This is a genomic window from Micromonospora zhanjiangensis (assembly GCF_042650605.1).
GTDB classification, from domain to species: domain Bacteria; phylum Actinomycetota; class Actinomycetes; order Mycobacteriales; family Micromonosporaceae; genus Micromonospora_J; species Micromonospora_J zhanjiangensis.
In genome coordinates this window covers 461,383-478,670 of record NZ_JBHSBN010000001.1, presented here as the reverse complement: position 1 = coordinate 478,670, position 17,288 = coordinate 461,383, and the positions used below count along the sequence as shown (strand labels likewise).

Sequence of the window (17,288 nt, the reverse complement as noted above, 5' to 3'; positions counted from 1 at the left end):
ATGCCACGTCGCCGCTTTTCCCGCGCCGGTGCCGGGGCTCACAAGCGGCGACGCCGCCGCCCGGAGCTGGCCGGGCGACGGCGTCGAGGGAACGGGAATCAGCGTTGGAACTGCACCGGGCCGGCGTTGGCGGCCAGCTGCTCCAACCGCCGCACCCGCTCCTCCATCGGCGGGTGGGTGGAGAACAACGCCGTCAGACCGCCGCCCCGCCGGAACGGGTTGTCGATCATGAGGTGGGCCGAGCTGGCCAGGTTGCCCTCGGCGGGCAGCGGCATCCGCTGGGTACCCATGTGGATCTTGCGGAGGGCGCTGGCCAGGGCGAGCGGGTCGCGGGTCAGTCCGGCGCCGGAGGCGTCGGCCTGGTACTCGCGGCTGCGGCTGATGGCCAGCTGGATCACCGTCGCGGCCAGCGGGCCGAGAATGAGCATCAACAGCAGCGCGGCCGGGTTGGGCCCGTCCTCGTCGTCCCCGCCGCCCAGCGGAATGAACCAGGCCAGGTTCGCCAGCATGGTGATGATGCCGGCCAGGCCGGCGGCCACGCTGGAGATCAGGATGTCCCGGTTGTAGACGTGCGACAACTCGTGGCCGATCACGCCGCGCAGTTCGCGGTAGTCGAGGATCTGGGTGATCCCCCGGGTGACGCAGACCGCCGCGTGCTGCGGGTTGCGCCCGGTGGCGAACGCGTTGGGTTGGGCGGTGGGGCTGACGTACAGCCGGGGCATCGGCTGCCCGGCGGACGTCGAGAGCTCCCGGACCATCTGGTACAGCGCCGGGAACTCGGCCTCGCTGACCGGTTGCGCCCCCATCGAACGCAGGGCCAGCTTGTCGCTGAAGAAATAGGTGCCGGCATTCATGCCGAGCGAGATCAACACGGCGATGACCAGACCCGTGCTGCCGCCGAACCAGTAGCCGACGGCGAGAATCAACGCGGTGAGCAGGCCGAGCAAAGCGGCCGTCTTGAGACCGTTTCGATGGCTGTGCACTGTCACTCCTTCGGTGCGCGGATCACTCCGGATCCACTGACCGGTTCAACAATCCGGTACCCCTCCATCATCCGGATATTGCTGAGAGTTGGCTGAACGGACAGAGCCCACCGGGCCGACCGATACCGACCGGACGGTCCCTACTTTCGCCAGATTGGGACTCGCCCATCCGGAGTGGAGGATTCCCGGCAACCCGTCGTACTCTTCTCGGCCATGGTCCATTCACCGCACGTTTCCCGGCCCGCCACCTACGGCACCCCGAAGCCGGCCGTACCGTCGGGTCGGCGGTCGCTGCTGAGCCGGCCGGTGCTGGCGGCGGTCGTACTGTTCGGGGTCGGGCTGTTCGTGCTCGGGCTGGCACCGGACGGTCCCGGCCCGGCCCGGATCTCCAGCGGGCCGTCCGCCGCGCTCTACCGCGCGCTGGCCGACCACGGCCCCGGCTCGCCGGGCCTGGCCGGCACGCTTGTCGACCTGGCCACCGAGGCCGTGATGCTGACGCTTGTCGCGCTGCTGGCCATCGCCTGGTGGACCGGCCGGCGGCGGGGTCCGTCGGCGGTCGCCGGCGCCGTCCTGGTCGGCCTGGGGACGACCCTGGCGTACGCCGGCAGCGAGCTGGCGAAGCTGGTGGCGGACGAGGACCGACCGTGCCGGGCGATGCAGGTCGGTACGTTGCTGCCCTGCCCCGAACTGGGTGACCTGTCCTTCCCGAGCAACCACTCCACCATCGCCGGTGCGATCGCGGTCGGCCTGCTGCTGATCCGGCCCCGGCTGGCGCTGGCCGCCCTGCCGCTGGCCGGCACGGCGGCGCTGCTGCGGGTGCTGGGCGGCGTGCACTACCCGCACGACGTGGTCGCCGGACTCACCCTGGGCGCCGGCGTGACGGCGGCGGCGGTCGTCCTGCTCCAACCCGCGACCACCCGGCTGGTGCTGGCGCTCACCCCGGTCCCGCTGCTGGGCACCCTGTTGTCGGCGCGCCCGGCCGAGGTACCGGAACCGGCCCTCGGGCCCGCCCGCCGCCGGGCGTGACGCGACCATCGGGCAGTCGCCCGCCGGGCCGGTCCACGCGACCCACCGGGGAGGCTGATGCACGACGGCCGACGCGCCACGGGCCGCACGCGGCGAACGGCGCGCGACGGGCGGGCTCAGAGCCGGGCGACGTCCAGGATCAGTTGCGGGGCGAAGCCGATGACCACGGCCACCAGGATCGCTGCCGCCAGCGCGGCCACCACCGGCCAGGCCGGCCGCCCCCGGACCGGCACCGGCCCGACCGGATCGCCGGACCGCGAGGCCCCGACCGGTGCCGCGTCGCCCGGCGCCAGTTCCCGGTCGGCCGGGGCGTACAGGGTCGCGGCGACGCGCAGGTAGTAGACCAGGCCGACCACGGCGTTCAGGGCCACCACCACGGCCAGCCAGCCGGAGCCGCCGTCCAGCAGCGACCGCACCACCGTCACCTTGGCGAACAGGCCGGCCAGGCCCGGTGGCAGCCCGGCCAGCCCGACCAGGGCGAGGACGAAGGCGGCACCGACCCACGGGTGCCGGCGGGCCGCGCCGCGCAGGTCGTCGATCCGGCCGCCGTCCGCGCCGGGCGGGCGCAGCAGCACCAGCGCACCGAACGCGGCGAACTCCAACACCACGAAGAACACCGTGTACGCGACCGTGGCGGCCAGCGCCGTGGCGAAGCCCGAGCCGGTCCGCCCGGCGGCCACCGACAGCGCGCCGAGCGGGGCGAGGATGTAGCCGGCCTGGGCGATCGACGACCAGGCGAGCAGCCGTACCGTCCGGTCCTGCCGCAACGCCACCAGGTTGCCGACCGTCATGGTCAGCACGGCCAGCCCGGCGAGGACCGGGCCCACCACGGTCGCCGGCAGGGCGATGGCGGTGACCGTGAGCAGGGCGATCACCCCACCCAGTTTCGAGGCGGTGGACAGGTAGCCGGCCACCGGCAGCGGCGCGCCGTCGTAGCTGCCCGGCGCCCAGGCGTGGAACGGCACCGCGGCCACCTTGAAGGCCAGGCCGAGCAGCAGCAACGTCACCGCCACGGTGGTCAGCGGCAGGTCCAGCGCCCCGCTCCCGGCGACCTGACCGGCCGTCCCGCTCCCGGCGACCTGACCGATCGGGCCGCCCCCGGCGACCTGACCGATCGGGCCGCCTCCGGCGGCGAAGACCGCGCCGAGTTCGCGCAGGTGCAGCCGACCGGTCACCGCGTACAGCAGGGCCGCGCCGAGCAGGGTCACCGCCGTGGCGACCACGCTGACCACGAAGAAGGTCACCGCCGCCTCGGCGCTGGCCACCCGTTCGCGGCGCAGGCCGACCAGCACGTACAGCGGCAGGGTCAGCGTCTCCAGGGCCACGATCAGGGTGATCAGGTCACCGGCGGCGCCGAGCACCACGCCGCCGGTCATCGAGCAGGCCAGCAGGAAGCAGTACTCGCCGGCCGGCACCCGGCCGGCCCGCAGCAGCGGCGCGGACAGCCCCAGCACGCCGAGGGTGAGCAGCGCGAACACGGTGGCGACCAGCGCGCTGCGGCCGGTCGCCAGGTAGGAGCAGGCGTCGTCGACGCAGAACGTCTCCCGCGCCCCGCCGCGTCCGACCAGCACCGCGCCGACCGCGGTGGCGACGGCGCCGAGGGCGCCCACCGCCACCGTCGCGCCGCGCCGGGCAACCAGCAGGTCGGCCAGCAACACCAGTACGGCGGTGCCGGCCGCCAGGTACGCCGGCAGCAGCGCCACGTTGTCGACGGTCATCGGATCACGTCCAGCAGGGTCTGCACGGGTGCCCCGGCGACGCCGAGCACCAGCGTCGGCACCAGCCCGATGGCCAGCGCCAGCAGCACCAGCGGACCCCAGGCGGCCCACTCCGCGCCGGCCAGGGTCGGGCCCAGCCGGCTCACCGCGGGGGCGGCCCGACCGTGGGTGACCCGGCGCAGCAGCCGCAGGAAGTACGCCGCCGTCAACGCCCCACCCACGGCGGCCAGGACGCCCAGCGTCGTCCACCAGGGCCCGCCCACCCGCAGCGCGGCGACCACCGCGAACGCCTCCCCCCAGAAGCCGGCCAGCCCGGGCAGGCCGAGCGACGCCACGGCGGCGAAGCCGAGCAGCCCGGCCAGCCGTGGGGCGGTCTCCCGCAGGCCACCGAGTTCGGCCAGTTCCCCGGTGTGCGCCCGGTCCTTGATCGCGCCGGCCAGGAAGAACAGCAGCGCGGTGATCACCCCGTGCGCGATGTTGCCGATCAGCGCGGCCCGCAGCCCGGTGCCGGTCAGGGTCGCGATGCCGAGCAGCACGAAGCCCATGTGTCCCACGCTGGAGTAGGCGATCAGCCGCTTCAGCTCACCCTGGGCGAGGCAGACCAGCGAGCCGACCAGGACGGCCGCGACGGCGAACCCGCCGAGCACCGGCGCGGCCCAGCGGGCCCCCTCCGGCGCCACCCCGACGGCCACCCGGATCAGGCCGTAGGTGCCCATCTTCAGCAGCACCCCGGCGAGGATGACGCTGCCCACCGTGGGCGCCTGGGTGTGCGCGTCCGGCAGCCAGCTGTGCAGCGGCCAGAGCGGGCTCTTCACCGCGAACGCGAGCGCCAGCAGGGTGAACGCCACGAGCTGGGTGGTCCGGCCCAGGCCCGCGCCGCCGGTCAGCTCGACCAGGTCGCCGGTGCCCGTGGTGGCGACCACGACGAAGACGCCGACCAGCAGCAGCACCGAACCGAACAGCGTGTAGACGGCGAACTTGCGGGCCGCCCTCCGCCGGTCGGCACCACCCCAACCGGCGATCACCGCGTACATGGGCAGCAGGACGACCTCGAAGAAGACGAAGAACAGCACCAGATCCAGGGCGAGGAAGGTGCCCAGGATGCCGAACTCGACCACCAGCAGCAGCGCCACCAGGGCCCGTCCGCTGCCGCCGGCCGGCACCCGCCACAGGGTGTAGCCGCAGCAGAGCAGGGTCAGCAGCCCGGTCAGCACCACCAACGGGTAGGAGATCCCGTCCACGCCCAGGTGCAGCCGCAGGTCCAGGCCGGTCGCCCAGGGCAGGTCCACCTGGTGCCAGGGCCGCACGGCCGCCGGTGCCGCGCTCCCGGCGGACCGGCCCGCCGCCAGCAGCACTCCGGCCAGGAACGCCAGTCCGGCGAAGACCGTGCCGACGAGCCGGGCCGCCCGGTCGACCCGCGCCGGGACCGCGACGACCACCACCGCGCCCACCACGGGCAGCCCGAGGGCGGCCCACAACGCCACCTGTCCGGCGGTCATCCGGCGACTCCCCTCCGGCCGGTCGCCCGGCCACCGGCCATCGGGCCTGACCGTCCGGCGGTCACGGGGCCACCCCGAACACGACGACGGCGAGGCCGATCAGGACGGCGCCGGCCAGCACGGCGGTCGCGGCCCGGGGCAGGCCGGCCCGGTGCGCCGCACCGAGCCGGGCACCCAACGCCACCGCGCCCCGCCCGGTGCCCTCGACCGCCCCGTCCACCACGGCCTCGTCGCCCCGGCGCGCGGCCCGACCCAACGCAGCCACCGGGCGTACGACCAGGGCGTGCTGGACCTCGTCGAGCCAGAACGCGCGGGCGAACGCCGGCCGCAGCGGCCCCAGCGCGACGGCCGGGTCCCCGGCCGGGTCGCGCCGCCACTGCCAGCCGGCCAGCCCGGCCCCGGCCAGCAGCAGGGCCACCGGCAGCAGGACGAGAGCGTCGACGTGCACGTCGGCGAGGCCCAGCGCGGCCCGGAACGGCGCGGCGAACACGGCCAGCCCGAGCAGCGCGCTGGGCACCGCCAGCAGCAGCACCGGCCAGCGCATCGCGGCCGGCGGATCGTGCGGGTGGGCGGCCGGGGACCGGTCGGCGCCGAAGAAGGTACGCAGCAGCAGCCGGGTGGCGTACCAGGCGGTGACCGCGACGCCGAGCAGCCCGGCCAGCCAGACCAGCCAGCCGACCCAGGCGCCGGCCGGGCCGCTGCCGTGCCGGGCCGCCTCCTGCGCCACCACCAGGACGCCGTCCTTGCTCCAGAAGCCGGACAGCGGCGGCACCCCGGCCAGCGCGCCCAGGCCGATCGCCGTACACCAGAAGGTCACCGGCATGGTCCGGCGCAGGCCGCCCATGGCCGACATCAGGGTGCTGCCCACCGCGTGGATGACGCAGCCCGCGGCCAGGAACAGCAACGCCTTGAAGGCCGCGTGGCTGAGCAGGTGGAACAGGGCCGCGGCCGGCGAGCCGACGGCGAGCGCGCCGGCCATGTAACCGATCTGGGACACCGTCGACCAGGCCAGCACCCGCTTGATGTCGTCCTGCGCGGTGGCCGCGAAGGCGCCCAGCAGCAGGGTCACCGCCGCCATCACGCCGAGCACGGCCAGCGCCGCCGGGGCCCGCTCGAACAGCGGGTACAGCCGGGTCACCGCGTACACGCCGGCGGCGACCATGGTGGCGGCGTGGATCAGCGCGGAGATCGGGGTCGGGCCGGCCATCGCGTCCGGCAACCAGGTGTGCAGCGGGAACTGGGCGCTCTTGCCGGCCACCCCGGTGAGCAGCAGCAGGCAGGCGGCGGTGAGCGTACCGGTCGGGTAGTCGTGGGCCAGCACGTCGGCGATCCGGAAACTGCCCGCGCCGAGGCCGAGCAGCGCGATGCCGAGCAGGAAGCCGACGTCGCCGACCCGGGTGACCAGGAACGCCTTCATCGCGGCGGCCGGCGCCTCGGGCAGCCGGCGGTCGTGGGCGATCAGCAGGTACGAGCAGATGCCCATCACCTCCCAGCCGACCAGCAGCATGATCAGGTCGCCGGAGACCACCACCAGCAGCATCGCCGCGGTGAAGAGGCTGACCTGGGCGGCGTACGGGGCGTACCGGTGGTCGACGTCGCCGGCGTCGGCGGTGCCGGACCGGTCCAGGTAGGCCACCGAGTAGACCTGCACGGCCAGCGCCACGGCGGCCACCGCCACCGCGACCAGCGCGGCGGCCGGGTCGAGCCGGAAACCGAGGGTCACCGTCAGGCCCCCGAAGTCCACCCAGCGGGTGGACGTCTCGACCGGACCCGTCACCACGGCCAGCAGGGCGATCGCGACGGCCAGCGCGACGGCCGCGGCACCGACCCCGAACGCCACCGGCACCGCCCGCGACCGGGCCACCGCGGTGCCGTCCGGCCGTCCCCGCGGGGACGGCGGCAGCAGCAACCCGACCAGCGCCGCCCCGAACGGTACGGCCGGCAGCAGCGGCCCGAGTACGCCGACCGCGCTCATCGCGGCCCCACCGCCGTCGCCGTCCCGAAGCCCGGCGGCGTCGGCCGCTCCCCCGACGCGTCCCCGGCCGGGCTGTCGTTCTCGTCCGGGTGGTAGTCGAGGCGGACCTCGTCCAGCGCGGCGCTGGCCCGCAGCCGGTAGAGCTGCAGCACGATGGCCAGCCCGACGCCCACCTCGGCGGCGGCCAGCACGATGACGAACAGCGCGAACACCTGGCCGCCGTGCGGCAGGGCGGCCCGGACCGTGGTGTCCGCGGTGACCAGGATCAGGTTGACCGCGTTGAGCATGATCTCGACGGCCATCAGCAGCAGCACCGCGTTGCGGCGGCGCAGCACGCCGTAGACGCCGACGCCGAACAGCAGCGCGGCCACCACGTACGGGATGACGGGTCTCACCGGCGTCGCCCCACGTCCGGCCGGGACAGCACGATCGCGCCGACCAGCGCGGCCAGCAGCAGCACCGAGAGCACCTCGAACGGCAGCACCCAGGTCCGGAAGACCGCCCCACCGATCCGTTCGGCCGTGCCCGGCTCGGGCAGGTCCACCCTGGACCACCGGTACGCGTCGATCAGCAGCGCGGCCAGGCCCAGCCCGGCGCCGCCGCCGACCAGGCCCGCTGCCCAGCCGGGCCGGTCCAGGTCGGCGGAGGTGCCGATCGGCGCCCGGGTCAGCATCACCGCGAACAGCAGCAACACCACCACGGCACCCACGTAGATCAGCACCTGCACCCAGGCGACCAGCTCGGCGGTGAGGACCAGATACATCCCGGCCACCGCGCCCAGGCAGACCACCAGGTAGAGACCGGCCCGGACCAACTGCCGGGTGCCGACCACCAGCACGGCCGACCCGACGGCGACCGCACCGAGGGCGAGCAGCAGCACGTCCGCGACGCTCACGCGTCCCCTCCGCCGGGCTCGGGGCGTACCGGTGGGGTGGCCGGACGGTCGACGGGCCGGGCGGGGGTCGCGGCCTTGCGCGCGGCGGCGGTCTCCTCCTTGGCCGGCTCGCCGTTCGGGTCGTGCGCCGGCGGCGGCGGTACGGTCGCCATCCACTCGCCGAGGTGGTCCTTGTCGTGCAGCAGGTCGCGGATGTCGTACTCGGCGTACTCGAACTCCGGCGACCAGTAGAGCGCGTCGAACGGGCAGGCCTCGATGCAGATGCCGCAGTACATGCAGAGCGAGAAGTCGATGTCGAACCGGTCCAGCACGTTGCGCTGCCGGGGCCGGGTCGCGCCGGGCACCACCACCTCCTCCTTGTGCGAGTCGATGTAGATGCACCAGTCCGGGCACTCCCGGGCGCACAGCATGCAGACCGTGCAGTTCTCCTCCAGCAGCGCGATCACCCCGCGCGAACGCGGCGGCAACTCGGGCGCCACGTCCGGGTACTGCTGGGTGTGTGACCGGCGGGTCATCGTCTTGAGGGTGACCGCCAGCCCCTTCGCGAGTCCCTCTCCCGGCACGCCCATGTGGCCCATCCTGCCCTGTCGGCCCGGCGCGCGCGACCACCCCCCGAGGGTTCGCGGCGGTACGGTACCGATCGGACCGCACCCGGGTCGCGAGGAGACACCCCATGATCATCGACTACTACCCGCCCGAGGGCGGCTGGACGACGGACGACCTTGAGGATCTTCCCGACGACGGTCATCGCCGGGAACTGCTCGACGGGGTGCTTCTGCTGCCACTCCCCCGGAACACCTGGCACCAGACATTCATCGCCCGGTTGATGGTCGCGCTCGGCGAGAGCTGTCCGCCGGGGCTCGACGCCACCCAGGGGGTCGAGGTCCGGATCAGCCGGCACCGGTCGTTCACCCCGGACGGGCTGGTCACCACGGCCGAGGCGAACCACCGCAATCCCTCGTTCTACTCGCCGAACGAGGTGCGGTTGGTGGTCGAGGTGGTCTCCGCCGGTTCGGAGAGCATCGACCGAATCCTCAAGCCGGCGCTCTACGCCGAGGCGGGCATTCCCTACTTCTGGCGGATCGAGATCAACGATGGGGTCGTCGTGCACGTCGGCAAGCTCGACCCGGTCCGAGGCACCTATGTCGAGCAGGCCCGGCTGACCAACGGCATCCGGTTGTCGGAACCCTGGGAGATCGACATTCCACTGGACCGACTGACACGTCGCAACCACGGCCTCACGTAGTCGCCCGCCCGAAAGGGCGCGCCCCTGGTCAGGACGGGGGAAGCATCTCCACGCCCATCTGCTGGAGCAGTTGGAAGAGTTCGTTCACGCTCCACACGTCGATGATCTTGCCGTCGCCGTCGAAGCGCAGGAAGCTCGCGCCGGAGTAGCTGACCACCTGGCCGGTCGGCGGCACCGGGCCGAACTGCCCCGCGTGCGTGCCGGCGGCCCGCCAGTGCAGCGCCGCCCGGTCGCCGGAGACGACCAGGTCGACGATCTTGTAGCGCAGGTCGGGGAAGGCCGCCCGCTGGTCGCGGTGCCAGGCCAGCGTCGCCTCCGGTCCGGCGCCGCCACCCGGCCCGGGGCAGTCGTCGCCGATCAACTCCCGCACGCTGTCTTCCTGCTTGGCGTTCCAGACGTCCGCCACGAACCGCCGCGCGGCACCCTCGACATCGACATCAGCCACGGCGGGAGAGCCTAGCCCCACCCACCCCGTCCACCCCCGCCACCCCGACCCGCCGCCGCACCGACCAGCCTTGAAATCTTGGACAACTACGGTTCGCTCCGAACAGAAAGTGTCCAAGACTCACGGCGTTCGAGGTCGAGCCGGCGGTGGCGCGGGGGACAAAACCGACTTCAACGGCCCGAGCGGTCGGCGCGCGGGCGGGTGGTCACGGTCGGAGATTCCGGTGCCGGCCGGCGGCGGGCCGGGCGCAGGCCGGACGGCTGGACGAAGATGTCGCGGCGGGCGACGGCGGTGCCGTCGGGGGCCAACTGGTAGCCGCCTAGCCAGAGCCAACCGTCGTACGTGTGCCGGTCGTGGTGCACGACGGTCACCCGGAACAGCAGCGGCTCGACGAACTGGACGGATGCCGCCCGGTCGATCACGAGGACGTCGCCGACCTTCGGGATCACGCGGCGACCGCCGTCACCACCAGCGTCCCGCGTTCTTCTGCCGCCAGACCCGCGCCCGGGCCAGCTGGTCGTACTCGTCCGTCGTCGCGGTCACCCAGTAGGGCGGCAGCCGCTCGTCCCGGGTGGTCGGGGCGCTCCGGCGCCGGTCGGGACAGCTGCGCCAGCGCAGGCCACAGACCACGCAGCGCCGGCGCCAGCGGCGCCACACCGGTCGGTGTCTAGGACCAAGGGGTACGGGCTTCGGCGCTCTCCGTTCAGGCATCATCTGATTCTCGGCGCGTCGTTGTATCACGTCAACGTCGCAATAGAACTAACTCGCGCGTTGTCGTAAATCGGTCATAAGACGTTGCCTACCGTCAACCCGGTGGAGGATCTGGTCGGAGCAGCGGAAATCCGCATCATGTTGGGCAACGTGTCCCGGCAGCGGGTCAACGTCGTGACCAACAACAAGAACTTCCCCGACCCGGTGGTCACTCTGATCATGGGAAAGGTCTGGCGGCGGTCGGACGTCGAGAAGTGGATCCGACAGCACCGGCCGGACCTGGCCACCGACGGCGAGGGTTGACCTCGGAGGACCAGCGCCGCGCGGGCGCTCGCTACAGCGCGAGCCGGACCGCGGCGGTGAGGACGAGTTGGCCCAGCGCCACCGGGACCAGGACCAGCCAGCACAGCCGCTGCAACTGGTCCTCGCGCAGTCGGGGGTACGCCACCCGGAGCCACATGATCACGAAGGCCACCGCGAACACCTTCACCAGGGTCCACAGCCAGCCCAGGTAGTCGTCGCCGAACGGGCCGCGCCAGCCGCCGAGGAACAGCACCGTCGTCAACGCCGAGATGACCACGATGCCGACGTACTCGGCGAGCAGGAAGAAGGCGAACCGCAGGCCGGTGTACTCGGTCAGGTAACCGAAGACCAGCTCCGAGTCGGCCACCGGCATGTCGAACGGCGGGCGACGGATCTCGGCCAGGCCGGCGACGAAGAACACCACAAGCGCCGGGAGCTGCCAGAGCAGCCACCACGGCCGCCACGCCTCGACGATGCCGGTCAGGCTCAGCGTGCCGGCGGCCATCGCCACGCTGGCCGCGGCCAGCACCAGCGGCAGCTCGTACCCGAGCAGCTGCGCGGCGCCGCGCAGGCCGCCGAGCAGGCTGTACTTGTTGCCCGACGCCCAGGCCGACATCAGCACCGCCACCACGCCGACGCCGACCACGGCCAGCACGAAGAACAGCCCGATGTCGAGCGGCTGGGCGACCAGGTCACCCGGGCCGAGCGGGATGACCAGCAGGACCACCAGGTACGGCAGCAACGCGATCACCGGGGCGAGCCGGAAGACCCCCCGGTCCGCCTCACGCGGCGTGATGTCCTCCTTCTGCACGAACTTGATCCCGTCGGCGACGAGCTGCGCCCAGCCGTGGAACCCGCCCGCGTACATCGGGCCGAGCCGGCCCTGCATGTGCGCCATCACCTTGTGCTCGGCCTGCCCGACCACCAGCGGCAGGACCAGGAACGCGACCACCACGGCGAGCACCCGGACGGTCAGCTCCAACCAGACCGGCATCAGGCGCGCTCCTCGCCGGACTCGGGCGGGGCCACCGGCCGCGCGGCCGGTCGCTCGCCCGGCGGGCGACGCGCCGGGCGGGCCGGCGCGCCGGGCGGGAGCCGCCCCCACTCGCCCGGAGCCGGTACGCCCGGCGGGCGGATCGGCGCCCGGCGGGCGGTGCCGGCCTCCGACTCGCCCGGCTCCTTGGCCCCCGGCCACGCCTTGGCCACCCGGGAGGCCAGCACGAACTCCTTGCGCAGCGGGTGCCCCTCGAACTCCGGCGGCAGCAGCAGCGGCGCCAGGTCGGGGTGCCCGGCGAAGGAGATCCCGAACATCTCGTACGTCTCCCGCTCGTGCCAGCCGGCGCCGGGGAAGACGTCCACCACCGAGTCGACCCGGGACCCGTCGCGGGGCACCAGGGTACGCACCAGCACGCCGTGCCGGTGCGTGGTCGACCAGAGGTGGGCCACCACCCGGAAGCCGTCGGCCGCCTCGTCCACCGCCGACAGCCAGTCGAAGAAGTCACAGGCCAGTTCCGCGTCGTCGCGGGCGGCCAGCAGCGCCTCCCGCCAACGGTCCGGCGGCACGTCGACCGTGGCCCGGGCGTACGACTGACCGCCGGACACCCCGGCGGTGACCGCGCCCTGCGGCTGCCCGGCCGCGACCTCGGTCCCGCCGTCCGGCATGGTCCCGGCGGGCGCTGCCGCGCCCTCGCCCTCCGGCGCGGTGCCGGCAAGCACGGCGGCGAGCCGGTTTCCGACCTCTTCGGGCGTCATGCAGCCGATCCTAGAGCCCGACCGGGGGGCTGCGCGATTTCCGGGTTTCCGGCCGGCGGGACGGGAAAGATGAACCGGGTGCGCGCTATCACCGTGACCCCGGGCCAGGCCGATTCGGTACGACTGGTCCACGACCACCCCGAGCCCCCGGCCGAGGAGGGTGCCGTCCTGGTGGAGGCGCTCGCCGTCGGCGTCTGCGGCACCGACCAGGAGATCATCGGCGGCCACTACGGCGAGCCGGTGCCCGGTACGGACACCCTGGTGCTCGGCCACGAGTCGCTGGGCCGGGTGCTGGAGGACCCGTCCGGGAAGCTGGAACCCGGCGACCTGGTGGCCGGGATCGTCCGGCATCCCGACCCGGTGCCCTGCCCGAACTGCGCGGTCGACGAGTGGGACATGTGCCGCAACGGCCAGTACACCGAGCACGGCATCAAGGGGCTGCCCGGCTTCGCCCGGGACCGGTGGCGGATCGAACCGAAGTACGCGGTGCGGCTGGACCCGTCGCTGGGCGAGGTCGGCGTGCTGCTCGAACCCACCAGCGTGGTGGCCAAGGCCTGGGACCACATCGACCGGATCGGCGCCCGGGCCACCTGGGAACCGCGGACCGCGCTGGTCACCGGCGCCGGACCGATTGGCCTGCTGGCCGCCCTGCTGGCCGTGCAGCACGGGCTCACCGTGCACGTGCTCGACCGGGCCACCGAGGGCCGCAAGCCGGAACTGGTCCGGGCGCTCGGTGCGACGTACCACAACGGCACGGTGGCCGACCTGGACCTGGACCCGGACGTGCTGCTGGAGTGCACCGGCGCGCCGCCGGTGGTGCTGGACGCGATGTGCGAGGTGGGCCCCAACGGCATCGTCTGTCTGACCGGCGTCTCCAGCGGCGGCCGGACCATCGACTTCGACGCGGGTGCCCTGAACCGGGCCCTGGTGCTGGAGAACAACGTGGTGTTCGGCTCGGTGAACGCCAACCGCCGGCACTGGGAACTCGCCGCCCGGGCGTTGAACGAGGCCGACCCGGACTGGCTCGCCTCCATGATCACCCGCCGGGTGCCGGTCGAGGAGTACGCCGACGCCTACGCCCCGACCGGGGACGACATCAAGGTGGTCGTCGACTTCACCCGGTGACCGGCGGGCGTACCGGTGGGGCGGTCAGCGCCGCCGCGGTCCGCTCCCCGGCCGCCGACGGCGGGGCCGCGACGGTGTCGGCCGGCGGGGCGAGCGCGTCCGGCCGGGCCACCCCACCGATGCCGGACCGTTCCGCGGCGATCTTCTCCTGCAACCGCAGGATGCCGTGCAGCAGCGCCTCCGGCCGGGGCGGGCAGCCCGGTACGTACACGTCCACCGGGATGATCTGGTCGACGCCCTTGGTCACCGAGTACGAGTCCCAGTACGGGCCGCCGCAGTTCGAGCAGGCGCCGAAGGAGATGACGTACTTCGGCTCGGGCATCTGGTCGTAGAGCCGCTTGATCGCCGGCGCCATCTTGTCGGTCACCGTGCCGGAGACCACCATCAAATCGGCCTGCCGGGGGCCGTGGGCGAACGGGATGACCCCCATCCTGATGAAGTCGTGCCGGCCCATGCTGGTGGCGATGAACTCGATCGCGCAACAGGCCAACCCGAAGTTGAACACCCAGAGCGAGTAGCGCCGGCCCCAGTTGAGCACGAACCGGATCGGCTCGCCGAGCACTCCCGGTAGCTGCACGACCGACCCCCTCTCTGTCCGTCACCGGACAGTCAATCACAGGCTCTGGCGGGCGTGACGGCGCAACCGGCGAACCCATCGACGCGTGTTGTACGAGTCCGGGTGTTCGTCCGGGCGTCCGGCGGGGAGGACATCGTGACGTTGACAGCAGACGAGGGGCTCCACCGCCCGCCGCCGCCTCCGGTGGCGGCGGGTGGCGTACCGGAGGCCGACGGCGCGGCCGAACCGATCGAGTTCGACGCGTTCTACCACGCCCATTTCCGGGCCCTGACCGTCCAGCTGTGCGCCTACACCGGTGACCTCGCCCAGGCCCAGGATGTCGTGCAGGAGGCGTTCTGCCGGGCGTTCAGCCGGTGGGAGCGGGTGGCCCGGTTCGACGATCCGGTGGCCTGGGTCCGCCGGGTGGCCTGGAACCTGGCCACCAGCCGATGGCGCCGGTTACGGACCGCGCAGCGCTATCTGCGTACCCAGCGGGTCGAGCACGTGGCCGGTCCGACCGCCGACCGGGTCGACCTGACCGCCGCGCTGGCCAACCTGCCGGCCACCCATCGACGGGCCGTCGTGCTGCACCATCTCGCCGACATGTCGGTGGCCGAGATCGCCCTCCAGGAAGGTGTCGCCGAGGGCGCCGTGAAGTCCTGGCTGCACCGTGGTCGCGTGGGCCTGGCCGCCCAACTGGCCGACCGCACCGAGGAGCACCACCATGGCTGACAACTACCCGTCCCTGTTGGACGCCGAATTCGAGTCGTACCGCGCGACGGTGCTGTCCCGGGTGGTCCCGGCCGGTCCGGACGCGGTACGGCACACGGTCCGCCGGCGCCGCCGGAACACCACGGCCGCCGCCGCGGTGACCGCGCTCGTGCTGGTCGCCGGCCCGGTCGTCGGCTACACCCTGCTCGGCCACGATCGGGGCCCGGCACCCGGACCGGCCGGCACGGCGACCCCGACCGCTCCGGCCAGCCCCACCGCCGGTCCCAGCGCCGGCCCGTCGCCCACCCCGTCGGCGTCACCGACGCCGGCCGTCCCGGACGGCCGGATCAGCGCGGCCGACCTGCTGTCGGCCCAGGTGGACCTGCCGCCGTGGCCGGCGGGCGCGGCCGGCTCGTGCATCGCCGACAACGTGCAGTTGCTCGACGGGCGCACCGGCCGGGTGCCCGACCCGGCCTCGCTGATGCGGTTGCTCTACGCCGACGTGGACGGCGACGGCGTCGACGAGTCGGTGGCCATCCTCGGCTGCCGACCCGGCGAGAGCCCCTTCCAGCAGGTGGCGGTCTTCGACCGGGACGAGGACGGCCGGATCGTGACGCTCGGCCAGGTCTTCCGGACGGAGTCCCTGCAGGCGTACACCGGCAAGGCCAGCTGGATCGCCGACGTGCAGCCGGACACCGCCGGCCGGATACGGGTGCAGGTCGGCGACGCCCCGCAGACCGACGGCCCGGCGCGCAAGTGGGTGCAGAAGCAGTGGCGGACGTACGGCTGGACCGGCAGCGGATTCGCCCAGGTCGCCGGGCCGACCCGGTTCGACCCGAACCCGCTCTTCACGGACCTGCGGGTCACCGCGACCGACGTGGTGTTCGTCGACCAGTCGCCGACGGAGCTGGGCTGGCGGGACGGCAGCGTCACGGTGACCGTCCGCAACACCGGACCGACGGACGCCGAGACGGTGGAACTCACCCTCGAATTCGGCACCGCCAAGATGCGGCGCACCGCCGCCGGCTGGGAGTCCTGCAGCACGGTGGACCAGCGCACCGGCACCCTTTTCGGATCGGTGCGCTGCCGGCTGGGACCGATCAGGGCCGGCGCGCAGCGCACCCTGAAGCTGGGCCTGGAGAACAGCGAACCCCAGCCGGACGAGGGCGTGGCACACGTGACGGTCGGTCGGCCGGACTCCGCCAACGGCTACATCCCGGACCTTTCCTTCCGCGACAACTCCGCCAGCTTCGACTTCCACTGACCGCGCCCCGGGTGCCCGCCGCACGGCGCGGGCGGGCACCCGGCGCACCGGCGCGGGCGGGCGCCAGCGCTCAGCCCAGCGGGGCCACGCAGGACCACTGGGTGTCGACCGGGCGGTAGCCGAGCCGGGCGTTGACCGCCAGCATCGGCGCGTTGGTCTCGTCGTTTGAGGTGTACGCGACGGTGACGCCCCGCTCGGCGGCCCGGCGCAGCGCCGCCACCTTCACCGCCCGGGCCAGCCCCCGGCCGCGGTGCTCCGGCCGGGTCGCCGTCATGTCCGACCACATCCGCTCGCCGTCCCGCTTCACCAGCGTGAACGCCAGCACGGCCGGGTCTGCGGAGTCGGCCACCGCGGCGACGCTGGCGGCGCGGTCCAGCCCGAGGTTGTCCCAGACCTCGTACCGCCAGGTCTGGTAGCCGATCCCGTCGCCGGGCACGTCACCCGGTTCGTCCGCGGCGGCCGCGACGTACGCCTCGTACATCGCCTCGGGCTCCAGTTCGGACAGCGGCCGCAGCCGGACCCCGGCCGGCACCGGGCCGACCGGCGCGGTGGACAGCTCCAGGGCGGCGTAACGCAGCTGCCGGCCCGGGGTGAAGCCGTGCCGCCGGGCGAAGCCCAGCGACCCCTCCTGCGCCCAGGCCCGGGCCCGCGACGCGCCGAGTCGACGCAGGTGGGCGGTGGCGGTGTCCAGCAGGGCCGTGCCGATGCCGTTGCCCCGGTGGTCGGGGTGCACGTGCAGCAGGGAGATCTCCCCGAACGCGGGCTCCGAGGTCATCGTGTTCAGCGAGGCGGTGACCCAGCCCACCACCCGCCCGTCCAGCTCCGCCACGTACGGCAACCAGCCGGCGTTCGGCACCGGCTCGGCGATCATCTGCCGGGTCGAGGCGACGCTCCGGACCAGATACGGGTAGACCACGGCGCGCAACGCCACCACCGCCGGCGCGTCGGCCGGGGTGGCGGTACGGATCTGCATGCGAAAGTCCTCACGCTCGACGGCAAGCGGCCGAGTCTGCCCGGAGCGCTGGAACCCCGGCAACCCGTTTCCCGCCCCCGGGCCGCGGCCAGCACGGTCCGGTTCG

The 17,288-nt window shown here is 73.6% G+C and carries 20 protein-coding genes; 6 read left to right on the top strand and 14 right to left on the bottom strand.

Annotated elements, in window-relative coordinates:
• Positions 1-98: 98 nt before the first annotated feature.
• Positions 99-983, bottom strand: coding sequence for a zinc metalloprotease HtpX (htpX, locus tag ACFOX0_RS02295; RefSeq protein WP_377541698.1), 885 nt, complete (start codon positions 981-983; stop codon positions 99-101).
• 213 nt (positions 984-1,196) lie between these two features.
• Here htpX and ACFOX0_RS02290 point away from each other — a divergent pair, with 213 nt between their 5' ends.
• Positions 1,197-2,009 (top strand): phosphatase PAP2 family protein, encoded by an 813-nt coding sequence (locus ACFOX0_RS02290; protein ID WP_377541697.1) that lies wholly within the window; start codon positions 1,197-1,199, stop codon positions 2,007-2,009.
• Positions 2,010-2,125: 116 nt separating this feature from the next.
• Here the strand turns inward: ACFOX0_RS02290 and ACFOX0_RS02285 are convergent, their stop codons facing one another.
• The 6 genes from ACFOX0_RS02285 to ACFOX0_RS02260 form a co-directional block, all read right to left on the bottom strand.
• Positions 2,126-3,727: an NADH-quinone oxidoreductase subunit N gene (locus tag ACFOX0_RS02285; RefSeq protein ID WP_377541695.1), complete on the bottom strand. Its 1,602-nt coding sequence runs from the start codon at positions 3,725-3,727 to the stop codon at positions 2,126-2,128.
• Positions 3,724-5,226: a complex I subunit 4 family protein gene (locus ACFOX0_RS02280; protein WP_377541693.1), complete on the bottom strand. Its 1,503-nt coding sequence runs from the start codon at positions 5,224-5,226 to the stop codon at positions 3,724-3,726. Before ACFOX0_RS02280 ends, ACFOX0_RS02285 begins: the two co-directional genes overlap by 4 nt.
• Before the next feature lie 61 nt (positions 5,227-5,287).
• Positions 5,288-7,201 carry an NADH-quinone oxidoreductase subunit 5 family protein gene (locus ACFOX0_RS02275; RefSeq protein ID WP_377541692.1) on the bottom strand — a complete coding sequence of 638 codons (1,914 nt, stop codon included), beginning with the start codon at positions 7,199-7,201 and terminating at the stop codon, positions 5,288-5,290.
• Positions 7,198-7,596 carry an NADH-quinone oxidoreductase subunit NuoK gene (nuoK, locus tag ACFOX0_RS02270; RefSeq protein ID WP_377541691.1) on the bottom strand — a complete coding sequence of 133 codons (399 nt, stop codon included), beginning with the start codon at positions 7,594-7,596 and terminating at the stop codon, positions 7,198-7,200. Before nuoK ends, ACFOX0_RS02275 begins: the two co-directional genes overlap by 4 nt.
• Positions 7,593-8,096 (bottom strand): NADH-quinone oxidoreductase subunit J family protein, encoded by a 504-nt coding sequence (locus ACFOX0_RS02265; protein WP_377541690.1) that lies wholly within the window; start codon positions 8,094-8,096, stop codon positions 7,593-7,595. Before ACFOX0_RS02265 ends, nuoK begins: the two co-directional genes overlap by 4 nt.
• Positions 8,093-8,674, bottom strand: coding sequence for a NuoI/complex I 23 kDa subunit family protein (locus ACFOX0_RS02260; protein WP_377541689.1), 582 nt, complete (start codon positions 8,672-8,674; stop codon positions 8,093-8,095). The genes ACFOX0_RS02265 and ACFOX0_RS02260 overlap by 4 nt, the downstream gene beginning before the upstream one ends.
• 95 nt (positions 8,675-8,769) lie before the next feature.
• On the opposite strand from ACFOX0_RS02260, the gene ACFOX0_RS02255 reads away from it, so the two are divergent.
• On the top strand, positions 8,770-9,342 hold the full coding sequence (locus ACFOX0_RS02255) for a Uma2 family endonuclease (RefSeq protein WP_377541688.1): 573 nt from the start codon (positions 8,770-8,772) through the stop codon (positions 9,340-9,342).
• A 28-nt stretch (positions 9,343-9,370) separates the two neighbouring features.
• On the opposite strand, the gene ACFOX0_RS02250 is transcribed toward ACFOX0_RS02255, so the two are convergent.
• From ACFOX0_RS02250 to ACFOX0_RS02240, 3 genes are all read right to left on the bottom strand, one after another.
• Positions 9,371-9,787 (bottom strand): ester cyclase, encoded by a 417-nt coding sequence (locus tag ACFOX0_RS02250; protein ID WP_377541687.1) that lies wholly within the window; start codon positions 9,785-9,787, stop codon positions 9,371-9,373.
• A 170-nt stretch (positions 9,788-9,957) separates the two neighbouring features.
• Positions 9,958-10,236 carry a hypothetical protein gene (locus ACFOX0_RS02245; RefSeq protein WP_377541686.1) on the bottom strand — a complete coding sequence of 93 codons (279 nt, stop codon included), beginning with the start codon at positions 10,234-10,236 and terminating at the stop codon, positions 9,958-9,960.
• 13 nt (positions 10,237-10,249) lie between these two features.
• Positions 10,250-10,444: a hypothetical protein gene (locus ACFOX0_RS02240; protein ID WP_377541685.1), complete on the bottom strand. Its 195-nt coding sequence runs from the start codon at positions 10,442-10,444 to the stop codon at positions 10,250-10,252.
• A 156-nt stretch (positions 10,445-10,600) separates the two neighbouring features.
• On the opposite strand from ACFOX0_RS02240, the gene ACFOX0_RS02235 reads away from it, so the two are divergent.
• Entirely contained in the window at positions 10,601-10,801 is a 201-nt protein-coding gene (locus ACFOX0_RS02235; RefSeq protein WP_377541684.1) for a hypothetical protein, read from the top strand.
• A gap of 31 nt (positions 10,802-10,832) precedes the next feature.
• Here ACFOX0_RS02235 and nuoH read toward each other — a convergent pair whose 3' ends face one another.
• Both nuoH and ACFOX0_RS02225 read right to left on the bottom strand, forming a co-directional pair.
• Positions 10,833-11,795: an NADH-quinone oxidoreductase subunit NuoH gene (gene nuoH / locus ACFOX0_RS02230; RefSeq protein ID WP_377541683.1), complete on the bottom strand. Its 963-nt coding sequence runs from the start codon at positions 11,793-11,795 to the stop codon at positions 10,833-10,835.
• Positions 11,795-12,463: an NADH-quinone oxidoreductase subunit C gene (locus ACFOX0_RS02225; RefSeq protein ID WP_377541885.1), complete on the bottom strand. Its 669-nt coding sequence runs from the start codon at positions 12,461-12,463 to the stop codon at positions 11,795-11,797. The genes nuoH and ACFOX0_RS02225 overlap by 1 nt, the downstream gene beginning before the upstream one ends.
• Positions 12,464-12,631: 168 nt before the next feature.
• Here ACFOX0_RS02225 and ACFOX0_RS02220 point away from each other — a divergent pair, with 168 nt between their 5' ends.
• Complete coding sequence (locus ACFOX0_RS02220; protein ID WP_377541682.1) at positions 12,632-13,678, top strand: glucose 1-dehydrogenase; 1,047 nt, start codon at positions 12,632-12,634, stop codon at positions 13,676-13,678.
• Here ACFOX0_RS02220 and ACFOX0_RS02215 read toward each other — a convergent pair.
• The gene (locus ACFOX0_RS02215; RefSeq protein ID WP_377541681.1) at positions 13,668-14,255 is read right to left on the bottom strand and encodes an NADH-quinone oxidoreductase subunit B; all 588 of its coding nucleotides are present in this window, start codon (positions 14,253-14,255) and stop codon (positions 13,668-13,670) included. The two genes, ACFOX0_RS02220 and ACFOX0_RS02215, sit on opposite strands and share 11 nt — an antisense overlap.
• 135 nt (positions 14,256-14,390) lie before the next feature.
• Here ACFOX0_RS02215 and ACFOX0_RS02210 point away from each other — a divergent pair, with 135 nt between their 5' ends.
• The gene (locus tag ACFOX0_RS02210; RefSeq protein WP_377541679.1) at positions 14,391-14,966 is read left to right on the top strand and encodes a SigE family RNA polymerase sigma factor; all 576 of its coding nucleotides are present in this window, start codon (positions 14,391-14,393) and stop codon (positions 14,964-14,966) included.
• Positions 14,959-16,209 (top strand): hypothetical protein, encoded by a 1,251-nt coding sequence (locus tag ACFOX0_RS02205; RefSeq protein ID WP_377541678.1) that lies wholly within the window; start codon positions 14,959-14,961, stop codon positions 16,207-16,209. Before ACFOX0_RS02210 ends, ACFOX0_RS02205 begins: the two co-directional genes overlap by 8 nt.
• Positions 16,210-16,279: 70 nt before the next feature.
• Here ACFOX0_RS02205 and ACFOX0_RS02200 read toward each other — a convergent pair whose 3' ends face one another.
• Positions 16,280-17,182 (bottom strand): GNAT family N-acetyltransferase, encoded by a 903-nt coding sequence (locus ACFOX0_RS02200; RefSeq protein WP_377541677.1) that lies wholly within the window; start codon positions 17,180-17,182, stop codon positions 16,280-16,282.
• Positions 17,183-17,288: the final 106 nt, after the last annotated feature.